This is a genomic window from Streptomyces sp. NPDC060366, from assembly GCF_042725135.1.
Lineage (GTDB): Bacteria > Actinomycetota > Actinomycetes > Streptomycetales > Streptomycetaceae > Streptomyces.
Genome location: NZ_JBHXDC010000001.1, coordinates 346,655 through 367,863 on the forward strand (window position 1 = coordinate 346,655; position 21,209 = coordinate 367,863).

Annotated in this window: 16 protein-coding genes; 8 read left to right on the forward strand and 8 right to left on the reverse strand. The window is 71.5% G+C overall.

Translation table 11 applies throughout. The annotated features are described in order from the left end of the window. Positions 1 to 2: 2 nt before the first annotated feature. The 5 genes from ACFWHU_RS01410 to ACFWHU_RS01430 all read right to left on the reverse strand — a co-directional run bounded on the left by ACFWHU_RS01410 (position 3) and on the right by ACFWHU_RS01430 (position 4,856). Complete coding sequence (locus ACFWHU_RS01410; protein ID WP_387223087.1) at positions 3 to 1,592, reverse strand: cytochrome P450; 1,590 nt, start codon at positions 1,590 to 1,592, stop codon at positions 3 to 5. 127 nt (positions 1,593 to 1,719) lie between these two features. Continuing rightward, entirely contained in the window at positions 1,720 to 2,331 is a 612-nt protein-coding gene (locus tag ACFWHU_RS01415; protein ID WP_385798966.1) for an ATP/GTP-binding protein, read from the reverse strand. After that, positions 2,312 to 2,683, reverse strand: a complete 372-nt coding sequence (locus tag ACFWHU_RS01420) for a DUF742 domain-containing protein (RefSeq protein ID WP_385798964.1) — start codon at positions 2,681 to 2,683, stop codon at positions 2,312 to 2,314. The genes ACFWHU_RS01415 and ACFWHU_RS01420 overlap by 20 nt, the downstream gene beginning before the upstream one ends. Next, on the reverse strand, positions 2,680 to 3,087 hold the full coding sequence (locus ACFWHU_RS01425; RefSeq protein WP_078074197.1) for a roadblock/LC7 domain-containing protein: 408 nt from the start codon (positions 3,085 to 3,087) through the stop codon (positions 2,680 to 2,682). The genes ACFWHU_RS01420 and ACFWHU_RS01425 overlap by 4 nt, the downstream gene beginning before the upstream one ends. Further along, a complete protein-coding gene (locus ACFWHU_RS01430) occupies positions 3,084 to 4,856 on the reverse strand; it encodes a sensor histidine kinase (protein ID WP_387223090.1) in 1,773 nt (590 codons plus the stop codon). The genes ACFWHU_RS01425 and ACFWHU_RS01430 overlap by 4 nt, the downstream gene beginning before the upstream one ends. 414 nt (positions 4,857 to 5,270) lie before the next feature. Between ACFWHU_RS01430 and ACFWHU_RS01435 the strand changes: the two genes are divergently transcribed. Both ACFWHU_RS01435 and ACFWHU_RS01440 read left to right on the forward strand, forming a co-directional pair. Next, on the forward strand, positions 5,271 to 6,653 hold the full coding sequence (locus ACFWHU_RS01435) for a D-alanyl-D-alanine carboxypeptidase family protein (RefSeq protein WP_387223093.1): 1,383 nt from the start codon (positions 5,271 to 5,273) through the stop codon (positions 6,651 to 6,653). Positions 6,654 to 6,683: 30 nt separating this feature from the next. After that, positions 6,684 to 6,911: a hypothetical protein gene (locus tag ACFWHU_RS01440; protein ID WP_387223095.1), complete on the forward strand. Its 228-nt coding sequence runs from the start codon at positions 6,684 to 6,686 to the stop codon at positions 6,909 to 6,911. On the opposite strand, the gene ACFWHU_RS01445 is transcribed toward ACFWHU_RS01440, so the two are convergent. The 3 genes from ACFWHU_RS01445 to ACFWHU_RS01455 form a co-directional block, all read right to left on the reverse strand. Further along, on the reverse strand, positions 6,896 to 9,565 hold the full coding sequence (locus ACFWHU_RS01445) for an ATP-binding protein (RefSeq protein ID WP_387223098.1): 2,670 nt from the start codon (positions 9,563 to 9,565) through the stop codon (positions 6,896 to 6,898). The two genes, ACFWHU_RS01440 and ACFWHU_RS01445, sit on opposite strands and share 16 nt — an antisense overlap. A gap of 167 nt (positions 9,566 to 9,732) precedes the next feature. Continuing rightward, a complete protein-coding gene (locus ACFWHU_RS01450) occupies positions 9,733 to 11,034 on the reverse strand; it encodes a hypothetical protein (protein WP_387223100.1) in 1,302 nt (433 codons plus the stop codon). Positions 11,035 to 11,145: 111 nt separating this feature from the next. Continuing rightward, on the reverse strand, positions 11,146 to 11,916 hold the full coding sequence (locus ACFWHU_RS01455; RefSeq protein WP_387223103.1) for an antibiotic biosynthesis monooxygenase: 771 nt from the start codon (positions 11,914 to 11,916) through the stop codon (positions 11,146 to 11,148). Between the two features lie 954 nt (positions 11,917 to 12,870). Between ACFWHU_RS01455 and ACFWHU_RS01460 the strand changes: the two genes are divergently transcribed. The 6 genes from ACFWHU_RS01460 to ACFWHU_RS01485 all read left to right on the forward strand — a co-directional run bounded on the left by ACFWHU_RS01460 (position 12,871) and on the right by ACFWHU_RS01485 (position 20,986). Continuing rightward, complete coding sequence (locus tag ACFWHU_RS01460) at positions 12,871 to 13,098, forward strand: type A2 lantipeptide (RefSeq protein ID WP_385798952.1); 228 nt, start codon at positions 12,871 to 12,873, stop codon at positions 13,096 to 13,098. Between the two features lie 168 nt (positions 13,099 to 13,266). Beyond that, on the forward strand, positions 13,267 to 14,073 hold the full coding sequence (locus ACFWHU_RS01465; RefSeq protein ID WP_387223106.1) for a hypothetical protein: 807 nt from the start codon (positions 13,267 to 13,269) through the stop codon (positions 14,071 to 14,073). A gap of 200 nt (positions 14,074 to 14,273) precedes the next feature. Further along, positions 14,274 to 16,394: an NHLP family bacteriocin export ABC transporter peptidase/permease/ATPase subunit gene (locus tag ACFWHU_RS01470; protein WP_387223941.1), complete on the forward strand. Its 2,121-nt coding sequence runs from the start codon at positions 14,274 to 14,276 to the stop codon at positions 16,392 to 16,394. Between the two features lie 109 nt (positions 16,395 to 16,503). Continuing rightward, positions 16,504 to 19,395, forward strand: coding sequence for an NHLP bacteriocin export ABC transporter permease/ATPase subunit (locus tag ACFWHU_RS01475; RefSeq protein ID WP_387223943.1), 2,892 nt, complete (start codon positions 16,504 to 16,506; stop codon positions 19,393 to 19,395). A gap of 57 nt (positions 19,396 to 19,452) precedes the next feature. Then, complete coding sequence (locus tag ACFWHU_RS01480; RefSeq protein ID WP_387223998.1) at positions 19,453 to 19,587, forward strand: hypothetical protein; 135 nt, start codon at positions 19,453 to 19,455, stop codon at positions 19,585 to 19,587. 103 nt (positions 19,588 to 19,690) lie between these two features. Continuing rightward, positions 19,691 to 20,986 (forward strand): D-arabinono-1,4-lactone oxidase, encoded by a 1,296-nt coding sequence (locus tag ACFWHU_RS01485; RefSeq protein ID WP_387223108.1) that lies wholly within the window; start codon positions 19,691 to 19,693, stop codon positions 20,984 to 20,986. Positions 20,987 to 21,209 lie beyond the last annotated feature (223 nt).

Consider the following 21,209-nt stretch of genomic DNA (forward strand, 5'->3'; position numbering starts at 1 on the left):
CGTCAGTAGCCTCGCCACCACCGCACCACGGCCTGCCACGCACGCGCCGGCGCGCCGGGCCCGCGCTGCGCCGGGATCGAACCGGCCGGCGTCGGCGCCGCGGACGGGGCGTCGGACGGCGACACGGACGCGGCCGCTGACGGCGGCGACCCGGCGGGCCGAGCAGGCGACGGTACGGCGAAGGCACCGGGCGCGCCCTGCGCGGGCACCGGCCGGGGCGACTCCACCTGCCACTCGGTGCGCGGCGCGTACCCCGGTGTGGCCGACGGCGGTCCGGCGACGTCCTGCGGCGGACGTGCCGCGAACGTCACCGGCAACTCCTGGAGGTGCCGCGACATGAGCGACGCCGACCAGCGCAAGTCCTCCTCCGGCACGTCCAGTTGAAGGTCGGGCAGCCGCAGCAGCAGCGCGTCGATGCCGGTGTCGGCGATCGCGCGCCCGATGTCCTGGCCGGGACATTCGTGCGGGCCGCCGCTGAAGGCCAGATGGGCGCGGTTGCCCTGCATGGAGGCGTTGACGTCGGGCCGTACCACCGGATCGACGTTGGCCGCGGCGATCCCGACGACCAGCGCGTCACCCGCCTTGATCCGCTGCCCGCCCAGCTCCGTGTCACCGACGGCCCACCGGCCGAAGATGGTGGTGAACGGCGGTTCGTCCCAGAGGGTCTGCTCGACCGCCTCGGGGAGGGTCATATGACCGCCGCTGAGCTGGGCGCGGAACCGCGGGTCGGTGAGGACCATGCGGAGCACGTTGGCGATGAGGTTGGCCGTGGTCTCGTACGCGGCGATGAGCACCAGTCGCAGATGCTGGGCGACCTCCGCGTCCGTGAGCCCGGCCGGGTGCTCGACGAGCCAGCTCGCGAAGTCCTCGTCGGGGGCCGCCCGGCGGCGGGCCACGAGCCGGTCCAGGGCCGCCATCACGTACGCGTTGCTCTCGACGGCCGTCTCGGTGCCCTTGATCATGTCGCGGGCCGACTGGACCAGCCGTTCGTTGTACTCCTCGGGCATACCGAGGATCTGGGCCATCACCATCATCGGCAGATGCTCGGCGAACCGGCTGACGAGGTCGGCCCTGCCGTCCTGGCAGAAGTCGTTGACGAGCCGGTTGCTGTAGCGGTTGATGAAGCGCCGTACGCCCCGGTGGTCGATCCGGCCGATCGAGTCGGTGACGGCGCCGCGCAGCCGCTCGTGGTCCGCGCCGTCCGCGAAGACGCAGATGGGCTGCCAGGTGAAGATCGGCGCGAGGGGGTGGTCGGGCGGCACGCTGCCGTCGTTGACCGCGCGCCAGCGGCGGGAGTCCCGCGAGAACTGGGACGGGGTGCGCGTCATGTGCAGGTTCTCGCTGTGGCCGAGGACGAGCCAGGCGGGTACGTCGCCGTGCAGCAGGACCGGTGCCACCGAGCCGTGCTCGGCGCGCAGCTTCTCGTACAGGCCCATCGGGTCGTTCTCGGCCTCGGGGCCGTAGAGCCGCCGCAGCCCGGAGGGCGCCAGGTGGTCGCCGAAGGCGTCGGCGACCAGTCCGTGGGCGGGGCAGCCCGGCGGCGGCGCGGCGTGGTCGTCCGTTCCCGGCCGGTGCGAATAGGGCGTTGTCACGGTCACTCCAGGGATGGGAGGAGGGGGATCGGGCCGGAGGGGTCGGGCCGCAAGGGGGTTGAGGCCGGAGGGGGTTGAGGCCGCCGGAGGGGGTTCAGACCGGAGAAGGTTCAGGCCGCAGGGGGGTTCAGACCGGCAGCGCCAGCGAGTGCAGATAGCGCATGAGGGTCAGCAGGACGTCGCGGCTCGACGCCCGCAGCCGCGCGTCGCAGTCGACCATCGGCACCTCGTCGGGCAGGTCGAGCGCGGTGCGCAGCGCCTCGACGGGATGGCTCGGCGCGTCGGGGAAGGTGTTGACCGCGACGACGAAGGGCACGCCGCGCTCCTCCAGCCGCCCGATCACGTCGAAACTGACTTCCAGGCGCCGGGTGTCGACGAGGACGACGGCGCCGAGCGCTCCCTCGAAAAGCCCGTTCCAGAGGAACCAGAAGCGTTCCTGGCCGGGGGTGCCGAAGAGGTAGAGCACCAGTTGCTCGCTGATGCTGATCCGGCCGAAGTCCATGGCGACGGTGGTGGCGGTCTTGCTCTCGACCCCGGAGTTGTCGTCCACCCCGACGCCGGCCTGGGTCATGGTCTCCTCGGTGGTGAGCGGGCGGATCTCGCTCACCGACCCGACCATGGTGGTCTTGCCGACCCCGAATCCACCCACGATCACGACCTTCACCGCGGATGTCGCCGTGGTGGGAAGTACGTCCTCGCTCCTGGGGCCTGTGATCGTGTCAGAGCTTCTGGAGTCCATGCATCACCGCTTCGAGAAGGGACCTGTCGGGGAGTGTGGCGCGGGCGACGGGCGCGCGTGACTCGACCAGATCGGTCGTGAGGAGGTCGGTCAGCAGCGCGGTCACCACGCTGAACGGCAGCCTGAGATACGCCGACAGCTCGGCCACGGACAGCGGCGCCCCGCAGAGCCGCAGGATGGCGGCCTGTTCGGGCGGCACCGTCGGCGAGGGGGCCTCGCGTGCCACGATCATGGTGACGAGGTCGAGCGAGGCGCGCTTGGCGCCGTCCGGGCCACCCGTGATCACGTACAGCCGTTCGGGGTCCCCCACGTCCGCCCCGGGCAGCCTGCGTTCTCGTCGGGGAGGAGTCATCCGGTCTGCCCGTCATGTCGCGGCGGACTCGTCAGATGGGCACCGATCCGCACGACCATGTCCCGCATCCGGGCGCCGACGAGACCCGCGTCCACCGTCTCGTCGGCGAGTACGGCGAGGTAGGCGCCGGTACCCGCTTCCATCAAGTAGAAGAACCCGCCGCTCACTTCGATGACGACGAGCCTCATCCGGCCGTCGCTCAAAGGGATTTCGGCGGCGACCGCGGCGGCGAGACTCTGAAGTCCCGCGCAGGCGGCGGCGAGACGGTCGGCGACATCGGGGTCGCCGCCGTGTCTGGCGATCCGCAGTCCGTCGGCGGAGAGTACGACGATCTGCTGGACCTGCGGAACGCCGTCCGCGAGCTCCTTGAGCATCCAGTCCAAGTTGGCACGTTGCTGGATCACTTCAGGTCCCCTTTGCCCCACATGTCGTCTGATTCCCCGCGCTCGCCGGGCCGGTCCGGCGGCGCGTCGCCTGTGCCTGTCGCACCTGTGACGCCTGTCGTGCCGGTGGTGCCTGTCGGCGGCCCCTGCGGGTGCGGGTCGCCGTTGACCGCCTTGGTGAAGGCTTCGAGCCAGATGCCGGGGCCGGGTTTCCCCGCTTCCCCGGTGCCGTTCGAGGTGCCCGGCGCGCTCGGAGCGCCGGTCGTCCCCGGAGTACCGGCGGAGGTGCCGTTCGAGCGCTGCGGCGCCGGTGTCCGCACGATGTTGTGCGAGCCCAGCGGAGCCCTGCCACGGCTGCGGCGCTGCGGGAGACCGTTCGCCGTCCACTCGGTGACGACGGGGACGTCGTCCTCCAAGGCGGCCCTGACGGGCGCCGACCGCACCGGGCCGGTGGCCGGGCGGGGAGCGGGAACGGCGGCCGGGGCGGGCGCGGGTTTCGAGGCGGGGGCCCCGTTCCCCGGGTCCGGCGTGCCGCCGACGGCGGCCGTACGCGCCGCGTCGATGGTGCGCGGGCGGCGCATCTCGGGCAGCTCGGTGCCGCCGGTGCCCATCGCGGACGCGCCGATGCCGTGGGCGATACCGGGCGCGGGCCCGGTGGTGACCACGTCACGCGGTACGACGAGGACGGCGCGGACGCCGCCGTACGCGGACTGCCGCAGCGAGACCTGGAGGTTGTACATCTGGCAGAGCCGGCCGACGACGGCCATGCCGAGCCGCGGGCTCTCACCGAGGTCGTTGAGATCGATACCGGCCTGCGCCTGCGCGAGCATCCGCTCGGCCCGGGTCCGCGCCTCTTCACTGAGGCTGACGCCGCCGTCCTCGATCTCGATCGCGATACCGGTCTGCACCTCGACGGCGGTCACATGGACACGCGTCTGCGGGGGCGAGTAACGGGTGGCGTTGTCGAGGAGTTCGGCGCACGCGTGGATCAGCGGCTCGACGGCCGTACCGACGATGGCGACCTTGGCGATCGAGTGCAGATCGACGCGCTGATACTCCAGGATCCGGGACATCGCACCACGCAGCACACTGAACAGCGGTACGGGCCTGGGCCATTGGCGTCCGGGGCGGGCCTTGCCGAGTACGGCGACACTGTCGGCGAGCCGCCCGATCAGGGCGGTGCCGTGGTCGATGCGCAGCAGGTCGTCGAAGACCTCGGGGTTACGGCCGTGGTGCTCCTCCATCTCGCGCAGTTCGCTGGCCTGTTGGTGCACAAGGGACTGGACGCGTCGGGCGATGTTGACGAAGGAGCGCTGCGCGGACTCGCGCATGGCTTCCTCGTCGTCGACGATGTCGAGGATCGCGCGGAGCAACGCGCGCTGCGAGCCGGGGAGTTCGCGGTAGCGCTCGTCGCCGTCGACGATGACGTGCATGACCTCCTGGGGCGAGTTCCCCCGGCGGAGCTGGTGGATGGCGAGCGGCATCAGTTCCTTGCCGAGGCGCACACTCTGGTCGTCGTGCTCGGCGATGCGCCGTTCCAGGAAGGCGACTTGATGCCCGTACCGCACATGCAGAGCGCGAATCGCCTGCCCCCGGCGGGCGATCTCGACGGCCCCCCAGCTGACGAGAAAGGTGACGACCGCGCCGTACGCCGCGACCGGAATCCGGGCGGCGTCGGCGACGAAGACCACGACGACGGCCGTTGCTGTCGCCATCAGGGCCGCGGAGAGCAGAAGCGCGCGAACGGTGGGTGACGCTTGATCATTCATGGGTGCTTCAACACGAACCATGTAAGCCCTCTGGCGGTCGATTCAGGGATCGGGTGATCGAAACTATTGCGGCACATGGGAACAAGCGCCTGATTTCGTATCAACTCGGCGCGCTCCGCGAGAGCTTAGTGCGGGCGAAACCGCGCAACGGCATATTCACCAACCTCGTGCGCGGACCGGTGCGGCAGGCATAGACTCGCGCGTTTTGCACGGAGCGCTTCGTTGGCAGCACGGATAGTGACGACATCTGTTCGAATTGCGCGGTCTTGTACCCGTGCCGACCGCGACCGGGCCGACCGGGCGCAGTCGCCCCATCGGCCGCACCCGGGAGACGCGGCAACACGCCGAAGTGGGCGGGGGCGACGTCGGACGGGGATACCTCCGGTCGGCTCAGGCGGCCGTGCGGGGGAGGTCGCCCGTTTCTACGGTGACTGAATGATCATCAGATGGTTTCCGCGCCCCGCGTTCGCCCGCACCGTGGCTCTGACCACCGGGCTGTCCGGCCTGCTGGCCCTTCTCCCGGTAGCGGTGTCCGGACCCGCGGCCACCGCCGCGACCGCCACGGCCTCCACCGCCGGCGCGCTCCCGCGGGCCGATCCCTCGCTGCTGTACCGGCCCGGCACCCATGTACGCGCGACGTCGGGGGCGCCCGCGCCTCCCAAAGATGTCTCCGCTCTCTCCTGGGTCGTCGCCGACGCGCGCACGGGCGCGGTGCTCGCCGCGCACAACGCGCACCGCGAGCTGCCGCCCGCCAGCACGCTCAAGACCCTGTTCGCCGTCACCGCGCTGCCCCGGATCCCCGCGAGCACCCGGCACAGAGTGACCCAGGCGGATCTGACGGGGATCGGCGCCGGCAGCAGCATGGTGGGCATCACCTCCGGGCGGACGTACGACGTGGCCGATCTGTGGCGGGGCGTCTTCCTCAGCTCGGGCAACGACGCGGTGCGGGTCCTCGCCGGGATGAACGGTGGCTGGAAGTCGACGATCAAGCAGATGCAGGCCAAGGCGAAGGAGTTGGGGGCCCGCGACACCCGCGTGGTCTCACCGGACGGCTACGACGAGCCGGGGCAGGTGTCGTCGGCGTACGACCTCGCGGTGTTCGGCCGCGCCGGGCTGAAGATTCCGGCGTTCGCGGAGCACTGCTCGACCGTCGACGCCCAGTTCCCCGGCGACCGCGGCTCGACCTTCGGCATCCGGAACACGAACAAGCTGCTGACGGGTGCCGACGGCGTACGGCGTTATCGGGGGCTGATCGGTGTCAAGAACGGCTACACCACGAACGCGGGGAACACGCTGGTCGCGGCGGCCCGGCGTGGGGACCGCACGCTGCTGGCGACGGTGATGAATCCGCAGTCCGGGGCCTCTCAGGCGGTGTACGAGGAGGCCCGGTCGCTGCTGGACTGGGGCTTCAAGGCCGCGCCCGCGGTGACGCCCGTGGGGTCGCTGGAGCCGCCCCGGCCGCCGAGCCCGCCACGCCAGGTGGCCGAGGAGGAGAAGCGGGGACCGATCGCGCGGGCCGGCCGCGCGGCGGGACCCGAAGCGGTCGCGGCCACCGCCACGGCTACGGCTACGGCTACGGCTACGGCTACGGGCACCGTGCGGGCGGCGGGGCCGACGCACGCCGCGGGGGCGGCTCGCCATGCCGCCGCCGCGCGGGCCGAGCCGTCGGACCGGCCGTCCGCGCCGTCCGGGTACGTCTGGCCCATCGTGTTCATCGGGGCCGCGTGCCTCGCCGCGCTGGCGCTGTTCGCCGTACGGCGCGCCACGCGGCGGCGCCGGGATCCGTCGGAGCCGTACCCGACGCAGTCGCCGCAATGAGTGCGGTGCGTCGAGGCGCGGATGCGGGCGGTGGCGGCAGCACGCAGGATGAACGCGTGGAGCGTCGAGTTCTGGCTGTCGTCCTGCCCCCGTGCGGCGGCGGACGGAGGGGTCTGGGTCGAGGGCCGCGACGCCGGTCGCGCGCGCCGGGCCGCCGACGTGGCGGAGCTGCTGCGCCGGGCCGGTATCAATCCCGCGCGGATGACCGACACGAGCACGGTCGAGTGGCGCGGCGGCGGCCCTCAGTCCTGGCGGTGACCCGCGCCGTCGCCCGCCGTGCGCGTCCCCTCCAGCGCCAGCCGGGCCCGCTCCGCCAGTCCGTCCGCGCCGCACGTCTCGGCGAGCACCCGGCCACGGCCGAGGTCGGGCGCCGAGCGTGCGGCGATGCCGTACTCGACCCGCGCGACCGCCAGCTCGTATGTACAGGGTGACGCTTCGAGATGGGTGACGGCCTCGGCCAGCAGTTCGACGGCGGCCGGCCCTTCGGTGAGGGCGGCCGACGTGCACAGCGCGACGCCGATCGCGGTGTGCGTGCCGAAGCGCTCGGCCCGGTCGCGGGCGTACGCGGCGAGTTCGGCCGCACGGACCGGATTCACGTCGGCGAGTGCCCGCGCGAGGTCGCACGCCCAGGGCGCCATCACCCCGTTGTGCCTGCCACGAGCCGTCAACGCCCGCCCCGTGCCTTCGAGTTCGGCGATCGCCTCCTCCGTGCGGCCGAGGGCGAGCAGCAGCCGACCGCGTACGGAGCGGGCGTCGGGGATGGCGATGGAGGAGGCGTACGGCGGTGCGAGGGCGTAACGCTCGGCCGCTTCACGCGCCTCTTCGACGTGGCCCCGGGCGAGCAGCGTGTCGACGAGCATGCAGATGCCGTTCCAGTGCATCGGCAGGCGGTCGCCGACCCGGTCGGCCAGGCGCAGGCTCTCGCGCAGATATGCCTCCGCGTCGGCGAGGCGGCCACGTCTGCGGTGGGCGTAGCCGACGAGCGTATGGGCGAAGGCGAGATGGCCGCCGCTCCAGCCGGAGATCTCGAAGGCCCGCATGCCTTCGTCGAACAGGTTCTCCGCGCGGTCGAGTTGGTCGGCGAACGCGAAGGACAGCGCGAGCAGGGCGGGTGGTTCGAAGCCCCAGGCCGTGCCGGTCCAGCCGGTGCCGGGGGCGAGCGCGCCGTCGACCAGGGCGCGTTCGCCGATCTGGACGATCTCCTCGGCACTCTCGCCGCGTGCCGTGGCGTCGAAGGCACGCAGCATGAGCAGGACGCGTTCGGTGTTGTCGCGTCCGCTCAGGCCTGCCGCCGTCCCGGTGAGGCGGCGGGAGCGTTCCCTGCCGTCGTCCTCGGCGTCCTGGACGCCTTCCCACAGGAAGTGCGCGGCTCTGAGGCGCATCTGGGCGGGTCCGGGCGCGGTGCGGGCGGCTTCGGCGGCGACGACCTGGGCGGCTTCCCGGGTCTGGTCGTTGTGGGTCAGGGCCTGGGACAGCCGGAAGACCGCGTCGACGCGCAGCGCGTCGTCGAGGAGCTGGGTGTCGATCGCCGCGCGCAGATGGCCGACGGTGGTGGCCGGTGACGACAGGAGGGTCGCGCAGCCCAGTTCGTACAGCACTTCGGCCCGTACGCGGGGCAACGGCGGTTCTTTCAGGGCGCGTTCGAGGCAGCGGCGGGCGGCGTCGGGGGCGCCGACCGCGAGGTGTTCGGCGGCTGCCTCACGCAACTGCTCGACCAGTTCGGCGTCGTTGTCGGGGTGGACTTCGAGGAGGTGGCGGGCGGCGAGGGCGGCGCCCCGGCCGCTGCGGGTCACGAGCCAGGCGGCCCGGCCGTGGAAGGCGGTTCTGGTGGCGGGCGGGATGGCGCGGTAGACGGCGGTGGCGATGAGGGGGTGGACGAATTCCAGCGGGTCGGTGCCGACGAGGATGCGGGCCAGTCGGAGCCGTTCGGCGCAGTCGGCGGCCTCCGCGGGCCCCATTCCGGCCAGGGACACGACGAGTTCGGGCGAGATGTCGGTGCCGAGGATCGCGGCGGCCCAGGCGAAGCGGGTCGTGGTGGTGCCCAGTTCCTCCAGCCGGGCGATGAGGCCGGTGCCGCGTGTCGCGGCGCCGAGCGCGCTGAGGGCGTCGGCGGACTTGCCGACGGGGTCCAGGGCCTGGTCGCGCGCCTTGGCGAGCAGTTCGACTGTCTCGAAGGCGTTGCCGCCGGTGACTTCCCACACCTCGCGGCAGAATGGTTCGTCCGCGTGCTCTCCGAGGCTGGCGCGGGCGAGCTTGGCGGTGGCCTCAGAGGTGAGCGCCTTCAGGGTGACGAGGAGTCTGGCGCTCTCGCCCAGGGCCCGCAGGAGGTGGGCGCATTCGCCGATCGCGTCCTCGATGCGGTACGCGACGACGACCAGGATCGGCGGGCCGCCAGTGCGCCGGGCGAAGGAGGCCAGCCAGGCGAGGGATTCGAGGTCGGACCAGTGCGCGTCGTCGACGATCAGGACGAGCGGGGGCAGTGCCTGGGCGAGCTTGCGGAACAGGGTTTCGAGGCCGTCCCTGACGCCCTGCGGATCGGCGTGCCGCTCGCCGGGCGGCGCGACTCCGAGGGCGGGGCCGACGATGTCGTACCCGTCGCCGAGCAGTTCCCGTACCTCGTCGGGCTGACGTTCCGTCAGAGCGGGCTGGAGCAGCTGCCGTACGACGAGGAAGGGCACTGATGTCACGGTCTCGCCGCCGCGGGCCGACCACACCGTGCAGCGGCCTGCGGCCATGCGGCGGACCTCGGAGAGCAGCGCGGTCTTGCCGAGTCCGGCGGCGCCGCGGTAGACGAGAAGTCCGCCGGACGGTGTGGCTCCGAAGAGCCCGTCGACGGCGTGCGCGGCCGCGGCGATCTCCGGCTCGCGTTCGAGGAGCGGGAGGCCGACCGAGTGCTCCGACGCGGGCACCATCACCCTCCTTGAGGTGAACGGGCTTGCAGGTCAGGTCACGACACTAGTCCGCTCGTCCTACGGATGGGCAGAGATCAGCGCGGATTCGAACGTTTTCGGCCGATGCTGATCGATCGTGTAAACGCGTCGATCGTGTGCACGCCTCGGACGGCCCCGAGGCCGGCCCGTCAGCGGCGTCTGTCAGGGGCCGTTGTGCCGCCGCGGAGGGAGGCGAGGACCAGGCGGCCGTAGCGGGTGGTGAGCGCGGCGGCCGTCACGACGACAGACAGACCGAGGGCGACGAGGAGATGGGGGACCGATTCGTCACCGAGGACCTGTAGGACGCTCAGCGCCGTGCCGAGCGGGAGTCCGAGGATGGTGAGGACGCCCAGCGCGCCGCTGATCTGCTGGCTCTCCAGGGTCTGGACCAGCCGGCTGTAATCGGCGGCCTCGGCGAGGATCTCGGCGAATCGCTCGGGGAGCCGGTGCTGTTGCTGGAAGGCGCGCAGCAGGCCGTTGGCGGGACCGTGGGCGGTGAGGTGCTGGCGCCAGTAGGTGCTGCGGAAGCGGGCGATGTTCTTCTCCAGCGCGGTCACCCGGCGAGTGAGGCGTTCGGAGTCGAAGACCTCGGAGAGTTCATCGGTGAGTTCGTCGATGTGATCGCGCTGGAGCGACCCGAGAAGCAGTGCGTCGAGGTAGACGGTGCGGGCGTGCAGGGCGCCGAAGTCGTAGAAGTCGCCGTCCCCGCTGTCCGCCCGGTGTCCGAGGAACGCGGCGCCGTGCCGCAGGACGAGGGCGCTCCAGTCGGCGGATATCCGCACGGTTGAGGCGTCGTGGTGCGGGGCGCTCTCCGGTGCCACGGGGAAGTCACCCGGGGCGGAGCGGGAGGCGAGCTGCCAGAGCCAGCGGTCGGCCGTGGGCGGCAGCATCGCTTCGGGGTCCGGGCGCAGCGCGGGCGTGTGGTGGGCCTCGGGGGTCAGGAACGCGACGGTGTAGGGGCGGGCGAGGGCGAACGTGCCTGCTCCGTCGCGTACTTCGGCGACCCCGTCCAGAAGGGCGGCGGGGTCGAGGGGGCCGCTGAGCGGTTCGGGTCCGGCGGTGGGGCGGTGGCCGATGGCCCGCAGGACCGGGAGCAGCGGCCCGTCGACGGCGAAGTGCAGTACGGCGAGGGCGTGTCGGGGGTCGCGGGCGGTGGCGGTGCGCAGGATCTCCAGGCCGGCGAGGTGCAGGCCGTCATGGGTGACGGCGAGGGCGCGGTGCCAGCGGCAGGGGCGGTCCGGTGTCCCGTAGAGGACGCGGGCGGAGGCCGGTGCGAAGTATCCGGACCGGGTGGCGGTGTCGGTGCGGCGGCCGCCTTGCACGAAGGGGTACGGGCCCTGGCTCCACCCGGAGCGGATGTCGGGTGTGCGGTGCAGCCGGACCGGGAGGACGACGGTGAGCGTCTGGCGTGCGCCGGTGACGGATTCGAGGGTGCGGCCGGCGTCGGTCATCGCTGCCGCCCTCGCTCCTGGCGCCGCTCCACGGTCCTCCTCGGGTTCCCCGGTCAGTCATCAGGAGGTTACCGCGCGGCAGTTGGGGCGGCGGGGACCCGTGTCACGGGATCACGGCCGGTACGGCTGCGCCACTCCCCAGCCCCAGCGCGGGACCGGGGCGCGGGGTACCGGGGCCGCGTCCGGGCGGGAGTTCTCCAGGGCGATGCGGGTGCCCCATTCGAGGTAGCTCATGAAGGCCGCGCGGAATTCCGGGTCGGCGGGGAGGCCGACGTCGTCCGCCGCGTCGGTGAGGAGGTCCACCCAGCGTCGGCGCTGCCGCGGGGTGATGGCCTTGCCGATGTGGTGGGCGAGCATGTTCTCGTAACCGCCGTGGTGAGCCGTGTATTCGGACGGGCCGCCGAATACCTCGCCGACCCAGAGCGCCACGTGGTGCGGATGGTCCGCGCTCATGCCGGCGAACATCGGTGCGAGCAATTCGTCCGTGGCGACGATTTCGTAGAAGCGGCTGAAAAGCCGATCGAAGGCCTCGCCGCCCCCGGCCCATTCATAGAGGGTCGGGGGTTGTGATGTGCCGGCGCCGATTCCGGCGACTTCGGTCGGGGTGTAGTGCCGCATCTCTTCGATCGCGTCGACATAGGGACGGATCTCGGCGAAGAAGGCACGGAACTCTGCACTGGACCGGAAGTCCTTCAGATGCTTGTCGAGCGACTCCCAGCGGATCCGGAGGATGTAGCGGTCGGGCTCCTCGACGCAGCGCGAGAGCTCGAAGTCGTGGCAGACGGGCGAGCGGCCCAGCGGGCCGGCCGCGCGGGCGTAGGCCGCTTCGAATTCGGCCGTGCGGTTCTCGGAAATTCGGTAGCGAATGTATTCGAGGATCATGTGTCCCCACCTCCGGCAGCGAGAATACACAGAACTTTCCGGGCCCCGGGGTAGCCACTTTTGGGCGTCTGGTCTCCGTGTCGCCGGGCCGCTCGGCGACAGGAGTGGGGAATCGCCGGTGGTACTGGCACACCTCAAGGAGAATGAGTGCCTCCGCTTTTCGCGGATCCGTCGGCCGATGAACGGCGTCACGGAGAAAGGGAGAAGACAGCCGCCGCGGCACCTTCGCGAACTGGAACGACAGGGCTCGTGGCGCGCACGGCGGTGCGTGCCACTGAGCCGCACATCGCGTACGCGCTGACGGCCGAGGCTCACGATCCGGCCGGCACAGACCTGACACAGGCGCAGATTCCGGGCATCCACCGACAGACGACGCCGAAGGCGTCGAACCGGGCGGTGACCGGACGGAAGACGGCCATTTCCCCCGCGTCCGGCGCAACGCCGTTATGCGTTTATGTTGCCTTCTCCTGGAAGCCGCGCCGTTTCCCCGGAAATACCATGACGAGGCAATCGGCGCGGCCGGCGGCGGACTTTCGGGCGGTTGCCTCCTGCGGTGAATCTGCACACCGAATACGCAGGTGGGCACAGTCCACCGCCAGGTCCGTACCTGCGACACCCCGCCCGTGAGCACTTTGGTGCTGGAATGTCCACTTCGGGGTGGTCGATCAAGTGAAGAAGATGCCACCAAGCCATGGACGGCCGGGCACTTCGGCGTACTCCAACGCCACGGTCCGGGCCGGGCGTTCGACTTTCGAGTGGCTACTCCACTGGCCCGCGTGCTTTGATCCTTCGCACCGCGGGAAGTCACCGGCACCATTCGGCGGATTTCCGAATCCTGATACTCGGAAAATCCGCGGGAGTGCCTCGACGACCGCTGCGACGGTCCGGTGCCGCCAGTACGGCGGAGGCCGGTCGTGGCCATTATGAATAGCCATGCGAAGGGAATCTCACATCATGAACCGCTCTCCCCAGGTTGAGACCCAGGAAATCTCCGACACCGACCTCGACAACGTGTCGGGCGGTCTCGTCGGGGGCCTCGTCGGCACCGTCACGGGCACCGTCGACTCCGTCGTCCCGGTCTCCAGCACGGTTGGCGGCGTCGTCGGCACCGTCGAGGGTGCCACCGGCATCAACACGTCGGGCGTGACCGGTCTCGCCACCGGCGTGGTCTCCAGCCTCTGAGTTGAGACTCCAGCTCAGCCGCGTCGGCCGTGTGTCCGGGTCCCGGGCACACGGCCGGCGCGGCGCTGGTCGTGGGACACGGGACGCGGGACACGGGAGACGGCTGTACGCCGGCCGGCCGTGCGCGCCGGAGACACCGAGCTACGAGAGCAACCAGGGAAGAGTGTCGTGCAGTTCCGTCAACAGGCCCTTTCCAAGCTCCAGTCGCCCGAGGAAATCGATCTGCCGGTGCGCCTCGCCCGGCCCCAGGGCTGTCTCGTGCTGGGCGTCACCGTGGTCGCCATGGTCGCCGCCGCGGTCTGGGCGGTGACGGGCACCGTGTCGTCCACCCTCGGCGCCCCCGGCATCCTCACTTACGCGCAAGGCAGTTACGTCCTCCAGAGCCCCGTCGCCGGTCAGGTCACGGAGGTGCTCGCCGAGGAGGGCGAGCGGGTACCCGCCAACTCCCCCCTCGTCAAGGTCCGTACGGCCGAGGGCGACACCGTCGTCCGCACCATCGCCGCGGGCCGGCTGACGACCCTGGTGGCCGCCGTGGGCTCCGTGATCACCACAGGTGCCGATGTCGCGGCGGTGGAACGGATCGAGAAGACCGACGACCCGCTGAGCGTGATGCTGTACGCACCCGCCGAGAGCGGCGCGACCGTCTCCGTCGGCGCCTCCGTGGATGTCACCGTCCAGTCGGTGCCCAAGCAGCGCTACGGCGTACTGCGCGGGAAGGTGAAAGCCGTCGGCCGCGTCGCCGAGAGCAGCCGGCGCATCACCGGGTTCCTCGGCAGCACGCAGCTGGGTGAGCAGTTCTCCCGCGAGGGGCCACCCGTCGCCGTGCTGGTACGACTCGACAAGTCGTCAGTCACCAAGTCCGGATACACCTGGTCGTCGCCGGACGGGCCGCCGTACGCCGTCGAATCCATGACCCTGGCCACCGGTTCCGTCCGGCTGGCCGAACAGCACCCGATCGATTGGCTGCTCCCGTGAGCCCGCGCCGGCACCAGCTTCCTCCGGCCCCTCGGAAGCAACAGCAACTGCCTCCCGCCGGGCGCCGCAGGCACCGGCCCGACGAGAAGCCCGGCGACGGTACGGGTACCGGCGGCGGACGGCGCCGAGCCGCCAAACGCGGCCGGCCCGCCGCCAGGACCCCCAGGCCCAAGACCGTCCGCACCCCCACCGTCCTCCAGATGGAGGCCCTGGAGTGCGGCGCGGCCTCCCTCGCCATGGTGCTCGCCCACTACGGCCGCCACGTCCCCCTGGAGGAGCTGCGCATCGCGTGCGGTGTCTCACGCGACGGGTCGCGCGCCTCCAACGTCCTGAAAGCGGCGCGCGGTTACGGCCTCCAGGCCAAAGGCATGCAGATGGAGACCGAAGCACTCGCCGAGGTGCGGGCGCCCGCGATCCTGTTCTGGGAGTTCAACCACTACGTCGTGTACGACGGAATGGGCCGTCGGCTGGCCGGCCGTGGCGTGCACATCAACGACCCCGACAAGGGCCGTCGTTTCGTCCCGATCGAGGACTTCGACACCAGCTTCACGGGTGTGGTCCTCGTCTTCGAGCCCACCGCCGACTTCCGCCGGGGCGGCCGCAAGCCCGGCGTCATGAGCGCCATGCCCGCGCGGATGCGCGGCACGGCCGCCACCCTGCTGGCCGCGCTGCTCGCCAGCCTGCTGCTGGTGGCGGTGGGCGCGGCGGTACCCGCCCTGAGCCGTACGTACATCGACATGTTCCTGATCGGCGGTCAGACGTCGCTGCTGGGACCGCTGTTCGCGTCGATGGCCGTGATGCTGGTGCTCACCGCCCTGCTGACCGGACTCCAGCAGGCGAACCTGCTGCGCGGGCGCATCATCTCCTCCACCCTCAGCGGTGCCCGGTTCATGCGGCATCTGCTACGGCTGCCGGTCACGTTCTTCGCCCAGCGCAGCCCGGCCGATCTCGTCCAGCGGCTCCAGTCCAACGACGCGGTGGCCGAGACACTGGCGCGGGACCTGGCGGCGGCCGGTGTGGACGGGGTCGTGGTGATCCTGTACGCCGCGCTGCTGTGGTCCTACGACCCCCAACTGACCGTCGTCGGCGTCCTGATGGCGCTGCTCAACGTGATCGCGATGCGGATCGTGATCCATCTGCGCTCCACCGGTACACGCAAGCTCCGGGCGGACAGCGCGCGGCTGACCAACACCTCCTACACCGGCCTTCAGTTGATCGAGACGATGAAGGCGACCGGCGGGGAGAACGGGTACTTCCGCCGATGGGCCGGGCAGCACGCGACGACTCTGGAGGAGCAGCAGAAGCTGGGTGTGCCCAGTGCGGCGCTGGCCGTGGTCGCGCCCACGCTCGCCACGCTCAACAGCGCGCTGATCCTGTGGATCGGCGGGCTGCGGGCGGTGGAGGGGGCCATCTCGATCGGTCTGCTCGTCGCGTTCCAGGCGCTGGTGGTGCGGTTCACCGCGCCGATCACCCGGCTGAACGGGGTGGCGGGCCGGATCCAGGACTTCGCCGCGGACGTGGCCCGGCTGAAGGACGTCGAGAGTTTCCCCGTCGATCCGCTCTACTCACGGCAGCGGCCGGACGCCAGTACCCGCCGGCTGACGGGCCATGTGGAGCTGGAGAGTGTCGTGTTCGGCTACAGCCCGCTGGACGCGCCGCTGCTGAACGGCTTCTCACTGACGGTGGGGCCGGGGCAGCAGGTCGCGCTGGTCGGCGGTTCGGGGAGCGGCAAGTCCACCGTCTCCAGGCTGATTTCGGGCCTCTACAGCCCGTGGGAGGGGACGATCCGCATCGACGGTCAGCGCCTGGAGGACATCTCCCGCAGCGCGCTCGCCTCCTCGGTGTCCTTCGTCGACCAGGACGTCTTCCTCTTCGAGGGCACGGTCCGCGACAACGTGGCGCTGTGGGACCCGTCGATATCGGACGACGCCGTCGTCACGGCCCTCAGGGACGCCGCGCTGTACGACGACGTGATCGCGCGCCGCCCCGACGGGATCCACGGCAGGGTCGAGCAGGACGGCCGCAACTTCTCCGGCGGTCAGCGTCAACGGTTGGAGATCGCCCGTGCGTTGGTCCGGCGGCCGAGCATCCTGGTCCTCGACGAGGTGACGAGCGCGCTGGACGCGGAGACGGAGCGCCTGATCATCGACAACCTGCGGCGGCGCGGCTGCGCGTGCGTGGTGATCGCCCACCGGCTGAGCACGGTGCGCGACAGCGACGAGATCGTGGTGCTCGACCACGGCGCGGTCGTGGAGCGCGGCAGGCACGAGGACCTGGTCGCCGCCGGAGGTCCGTACGCCCAACTGGTCAAGGAGTACTGACGTGGCCTCCACGCAGCCGCCGCCGGCCGGCCCCGGGACGGCGGGCGGTGCGACGGCCGGAGCGACCGGCGGAACGGCGGCCGGGCAGGAGGTCGGACCGGCGGCCGGCATCGATCCGGTCGTCCACGCCCTCGGCGCGCTGGGTACCCCGGTCGACTGCGCCGGTCTGCGGAACGTGCCGCTGGAGGGCCCGCATGTGCTGTGGCTCGTCGTCGGAGGGTCGCTCGACCTGTTCGCCGTCGACGCGGCGCAGCACGGTCAGTGGCATTTCCTCGGCCGCCTCGAAGCGGGAACGCTGCTCCTCGGCCCGGTCGAAGGCCCCCGTCACACGTTGCTGAGCAGGCCCTCGCAGGACTGCGCGCTGCGGCGGATCGCGTTGCGGGAGCTGTACGCGCCCGCGTACCCGGATCCGTACGCCCCGCAGTACGGCGACGGGTACAGCGATCCGTACACCGACCCGTACGGCACCGCCCACACCTCGCCGTCCTCTCCCCCGGTCCCGACGCCCCTGGAGCACGCTTTCGCCCTCGGCGCCGCGCGCGGGCTCGGCGCGCTGTTCCAGACCCCGCTCGACACCCGCCCGCACACCGACGGCGCCGTGTCCGACGACGACGTGCTGTGGATGCCGGTGTCCCCCGGCAGCGTGCGGTACGGCGCCTCGTACAGCTCGGACGCGGCGGGCGATCTGCTGGTCGACGGGGCCATGTGGCAGCGGATGGTCAACCAGCAGCACCGGCTGCTGTCGGCCGTGGACCACTGGATCGAGCGGCAGGAGCGCGCTCACGAGGACCGGACCGCCGCCGGGATCAAGGCCGGGGAGGCGGTCCGGGCGCGGGCGGACGAGGCGCTGGTGGCGTCGATCGGCCGCCCCGGAACGGGGACCGGCGGGACCGGCCGCGCGAGGGGCACGGCCGACGGCGCGACGGACGACGCCGCCCGCGACGCGACGTTCGCGGTCTGCCATCTGGTCGCGGCGGCCTCCGGCATCACCCTCTCCGACCACTCACGGGGCGCGGGCACCCCGCTCGACGACCGTGTCGACCCGGTCGAACGGATCGCGATCGCCTCGCGGGTCCGTACCCGCGCCGTCCGGCTCGACGCCCGCTGGTGGCGGACCGACTCCGGGCCGCTGGTCGGTCATCGGGCCAAGTCCGGCGCGCCCGTGGCGCTGTTGTGGCGGCGCGGCCGTTACGAGGCGGTCAACCCGGCCACCGAGGCGCGGCTACGCGTGGGCGAGCACAACGCGGACGACTTCGAGCCGCGCGCCGTGATGTTCTACCGGCCGCTGCCCGAAGTGCCCCTGACACCTTGGCGGTTGCTGCGGTTCGGGCTGCGCGGCAACCGGACCGATCTGCGCAATCTCCTGCTGACCACCCTTGTCACGGTGGGGCTCGGAGCGCTGGTGCCGATCGCCACGGGGCGGGTGCTGGGCGACTACGTGCCGAGCGCGCAGACCGGTCTGATCACGCAGGTGTCGCTCGCCGTCATGATCACCGGCATCGTGTCGGCCTCCTTCATGCTGATGCAGAGCCTGACCATCCTGCGGATGGAGGGCCGTATCGAGAGCACGCTCCAACCCGCCGTGTGGGACCGGCTGTTGCGGCTGCCGACGGCGTTCTTCGCCGAGCGTTCCACCGGTGAACTGGCGAGCGCGGCGATGGGCGTCAGCGGTATCCGCCGGGTGCTGTCGGGCATCGGCCCGGTGATCGTGCAGTCGGCCGCGGTCGGCGCGATGAGCCTCGTGCTGCTGTTCGCGCACAGTGTTCCGCTCGCGCTCGCGGCGATCGGGATGCTGGCCGTCATCGCGGTCGTGTTCCTCGGGATGGGGCTGTGGCAGCTGCGCTGGCAACGGCAGTTGGTCGAACTCGGCAACAAGCTCAACAACCAGGCGTTCCAGACCCTGCGCGGGCTCCCGAAGCTACGCGTCGCCGCGGCCGAGGGCTTCGCGTACGCGGCGTGGGCGCGCGGTTTCGCGCGCTCGCGCGAACTCCAGCAGCGGGCGGGCCGGATCAAGAATCTGACGACGGTGCTGGACGCGGTCTATCTGCCGTTCTGCTCCCTCGTAATGTTCATGCTGCTGGCCGGGCCGGCGCGGGGCACGATGTCGGCGGGCGAGTTCCTGACGTTCAACACCGCCGTGACCATGCTGCTGACCGCCGTCACCCAACTGACCGGCGCGCTCGTGTCGGTCGCCGCCGCGCTGCCGATGTTCGAGCAGATCAAGCCGGTCCTGGACGAGGCGCCCGAGGTCGGCGACACGGGGTCCCAGCCCGGTGTGCTGACCGGCGCGATCGAGGCCCGCAAGCTCTCCTTCCGCTACTCCGACGACGGCCCGCTGGTGCTCGACGACGTGTCGCTGCGGATGGAACCGGGTGAGTTCGTGGCGGTCGTCGGCCCCAGCGGCTGCGGCAAGTCGACCCTGCTGCGGCTGCTGATCGGCTTCGACCGGCCGGTCACGGGCAGCGTGCTCTACGACGGCCAGGACCTGGCCGCTCTCGACCGCGCGGCCGTACGGCGCCAGTGCGGTGTCGTCCTACAGAACGCGCAGCCGCTCACCGGCTCCATCTGGGACTGCGTCTGCGGCGCCGAGACGTTCTCGCAGGAGGAGGTGTGGGAGGCCGTCGGGATGGCGGGGCTCGCCGAGGACATCAAACGGATGCCGATGGGGCTGCACACCATGATCGCGGGAGGCGGCGCCATCTCCGGCGGTCAGCGTCAGCGGCTGATGATCGCCCAGGCGCTGGTCCGGCGTCCGCGACTGCTCTTCCTGGACGAGGCAACCAGCGCGCTGGACAACGAGACCCAGCGCATCGTGATCGAGAGCACCCGGAAGCTGAACGCGGGCCGGCTGGTCATCGCCCACCGGCTGTCCACGGTCCTCGACGCGGACCGCGTGCTGGTCATGGACGCGGGCCGGATCGTCGAACAGGGCCCGCCGGCCGCCCTGTTGGCGGACGCGGGCGGCAGGCTGCACGAGCTGGTGCGCCGTCAGCTCGCGTGAGCCGCCCGCTCCCGGAGGCTGTTGACACCTCCCCATGGCCACCCGAGAGTCGCGGCAATGGAGATCAACATGCTGACGGCGGCCCCGCGCTGCGGCCGGCATCAGGGGCTGGCGTACTTCCTGATCATCACCGGGTGGATCCTGGCCACGACGATCATCGCCGGTGTGACACGCGCGGTCAGCCGGCAGTGAGCGGGGACGGTGCCTTTCTCGGACCGAGAACTGTTGAAGATCATCACACCGTCGGCGCATACTCCAAGCTCGGAGCGGGCCGGGACCGGAAGAGGGCGGACAGTTGACGGAGTCAGTGGCCGGCGGGGCAGTGGCCGGCGGTGCGGGGGCCAACTGGGCCGGGAACATCGTCTTCTCGGCCGACCGGGTGCACCGGCCGGGCACGCTCGACGCGCTGCGCGCGATCGTCGCGGGCAGCCCCCGCGTACGGGCGCTGGGCAGTGGGCACTCGTTCAACCGCATCGCGGACACCGACGGCGCCCTGGTCTCGCTCGCCGAGCTGCCGCGGACGGTCGACATCGACACGGTGGCCGGTACGGTCCGCGTTGGGGGCGGCGTACGGTACGCGGAACTCGCCCGGACAGTGCACGCCCAGGGGCTCGCCCTGCACAACATGGCGTCCCTGCCGCACATCTCGGTGGCCGGGTCGGTCGCCACCGGTACGCATGGTTCCGGTGACGCGGCCGGGTCGCTCGCGACCGCCGTACGCGCCGTCGAACTGGTCACCGCGGACGGTGACTCGCTGACGCTGGACCGCGAGAAGGACGGCGAGCGCTTCGCCGGCTGTGTGGTCGCGCTCGGCGCTCTCGGCGTGGTCACATCGCTCACCCTGGATCTGGTCCCGGCCTTCGAGATGCGCCAGTCCGTCCGTACCGGGCTGCCGCTCGCCGTGCTGGAGGAGCACTTCGACGCGATCACCTCGGCTGCGTACAGCGTGAGCCTGTTCACCGACTGGCGGGCCCCGCGCTTCGGTCAGGTCTGGCTGAAGCGGCTCGCCGGTACCGATTCGGACTCTCCGGAACCGGACTTCCCCTGGGCCGCCCCGGCGAACGAGGCCATGCACCCCGTGCCCGGAATGCCCGCGAGACACTGCACCGAGCAGCACGGAGTGCCGGGGCCGTGGCACGCCCGACTGCCGCATTTCCGCGCCGAGTTCACCCCCAGCAACGGTTCGGAGCTCCAGTCCGAGTATCTTCTCCCGCGCCACCACGCCGTCGCGGCGCTGCGGGCGGTGGCCGCGCTGGGGACGGTGATGGCGCCGGTGCTCCAGGTCTGTGAGGTACGCACCGTGGCGGCCGACGGGCTGTGGCTGAGTCCGGCCGAGGGTCGGGAGACGGTCGCGCTGCACTTCACCTGGATCAAGGACACCGCCTCCGTGGTGCCGGTGATCAGGCGCCTGGAGGCGGCGCTGGAGGGTCTCGACGCGCGGCCGCACTGGGGCAAGGTGTTCACGACGGCGCCCGCGGAACTTCGCGGCCGCTATGCGCACATGGCGGACTTCCTGGCGCTGCGCGGCTCCCTGGATCCGGCGGGCAAGTTCATGAACAACTTCCTGCGCCGACTGCTGTTCGAGGACTGATCACGGCCTTCCGCTCCCTGGCCCTTTGCGTTCGTTCCTGGCCGGAAGGCCATCGGCCGTTGGCCGGAACGACGCCAATTTGCCAACACCGTTGCGCAATCCCTCGCCGAGGGGATCGACCGGTGGTATCTACAACATGGCCGCCACTCACCCCCCGCACCTCCCTCCACGCGCGGACGCACCACCGGACGCACCACGCGCACCCCCCATTTCCCGGCGGCCC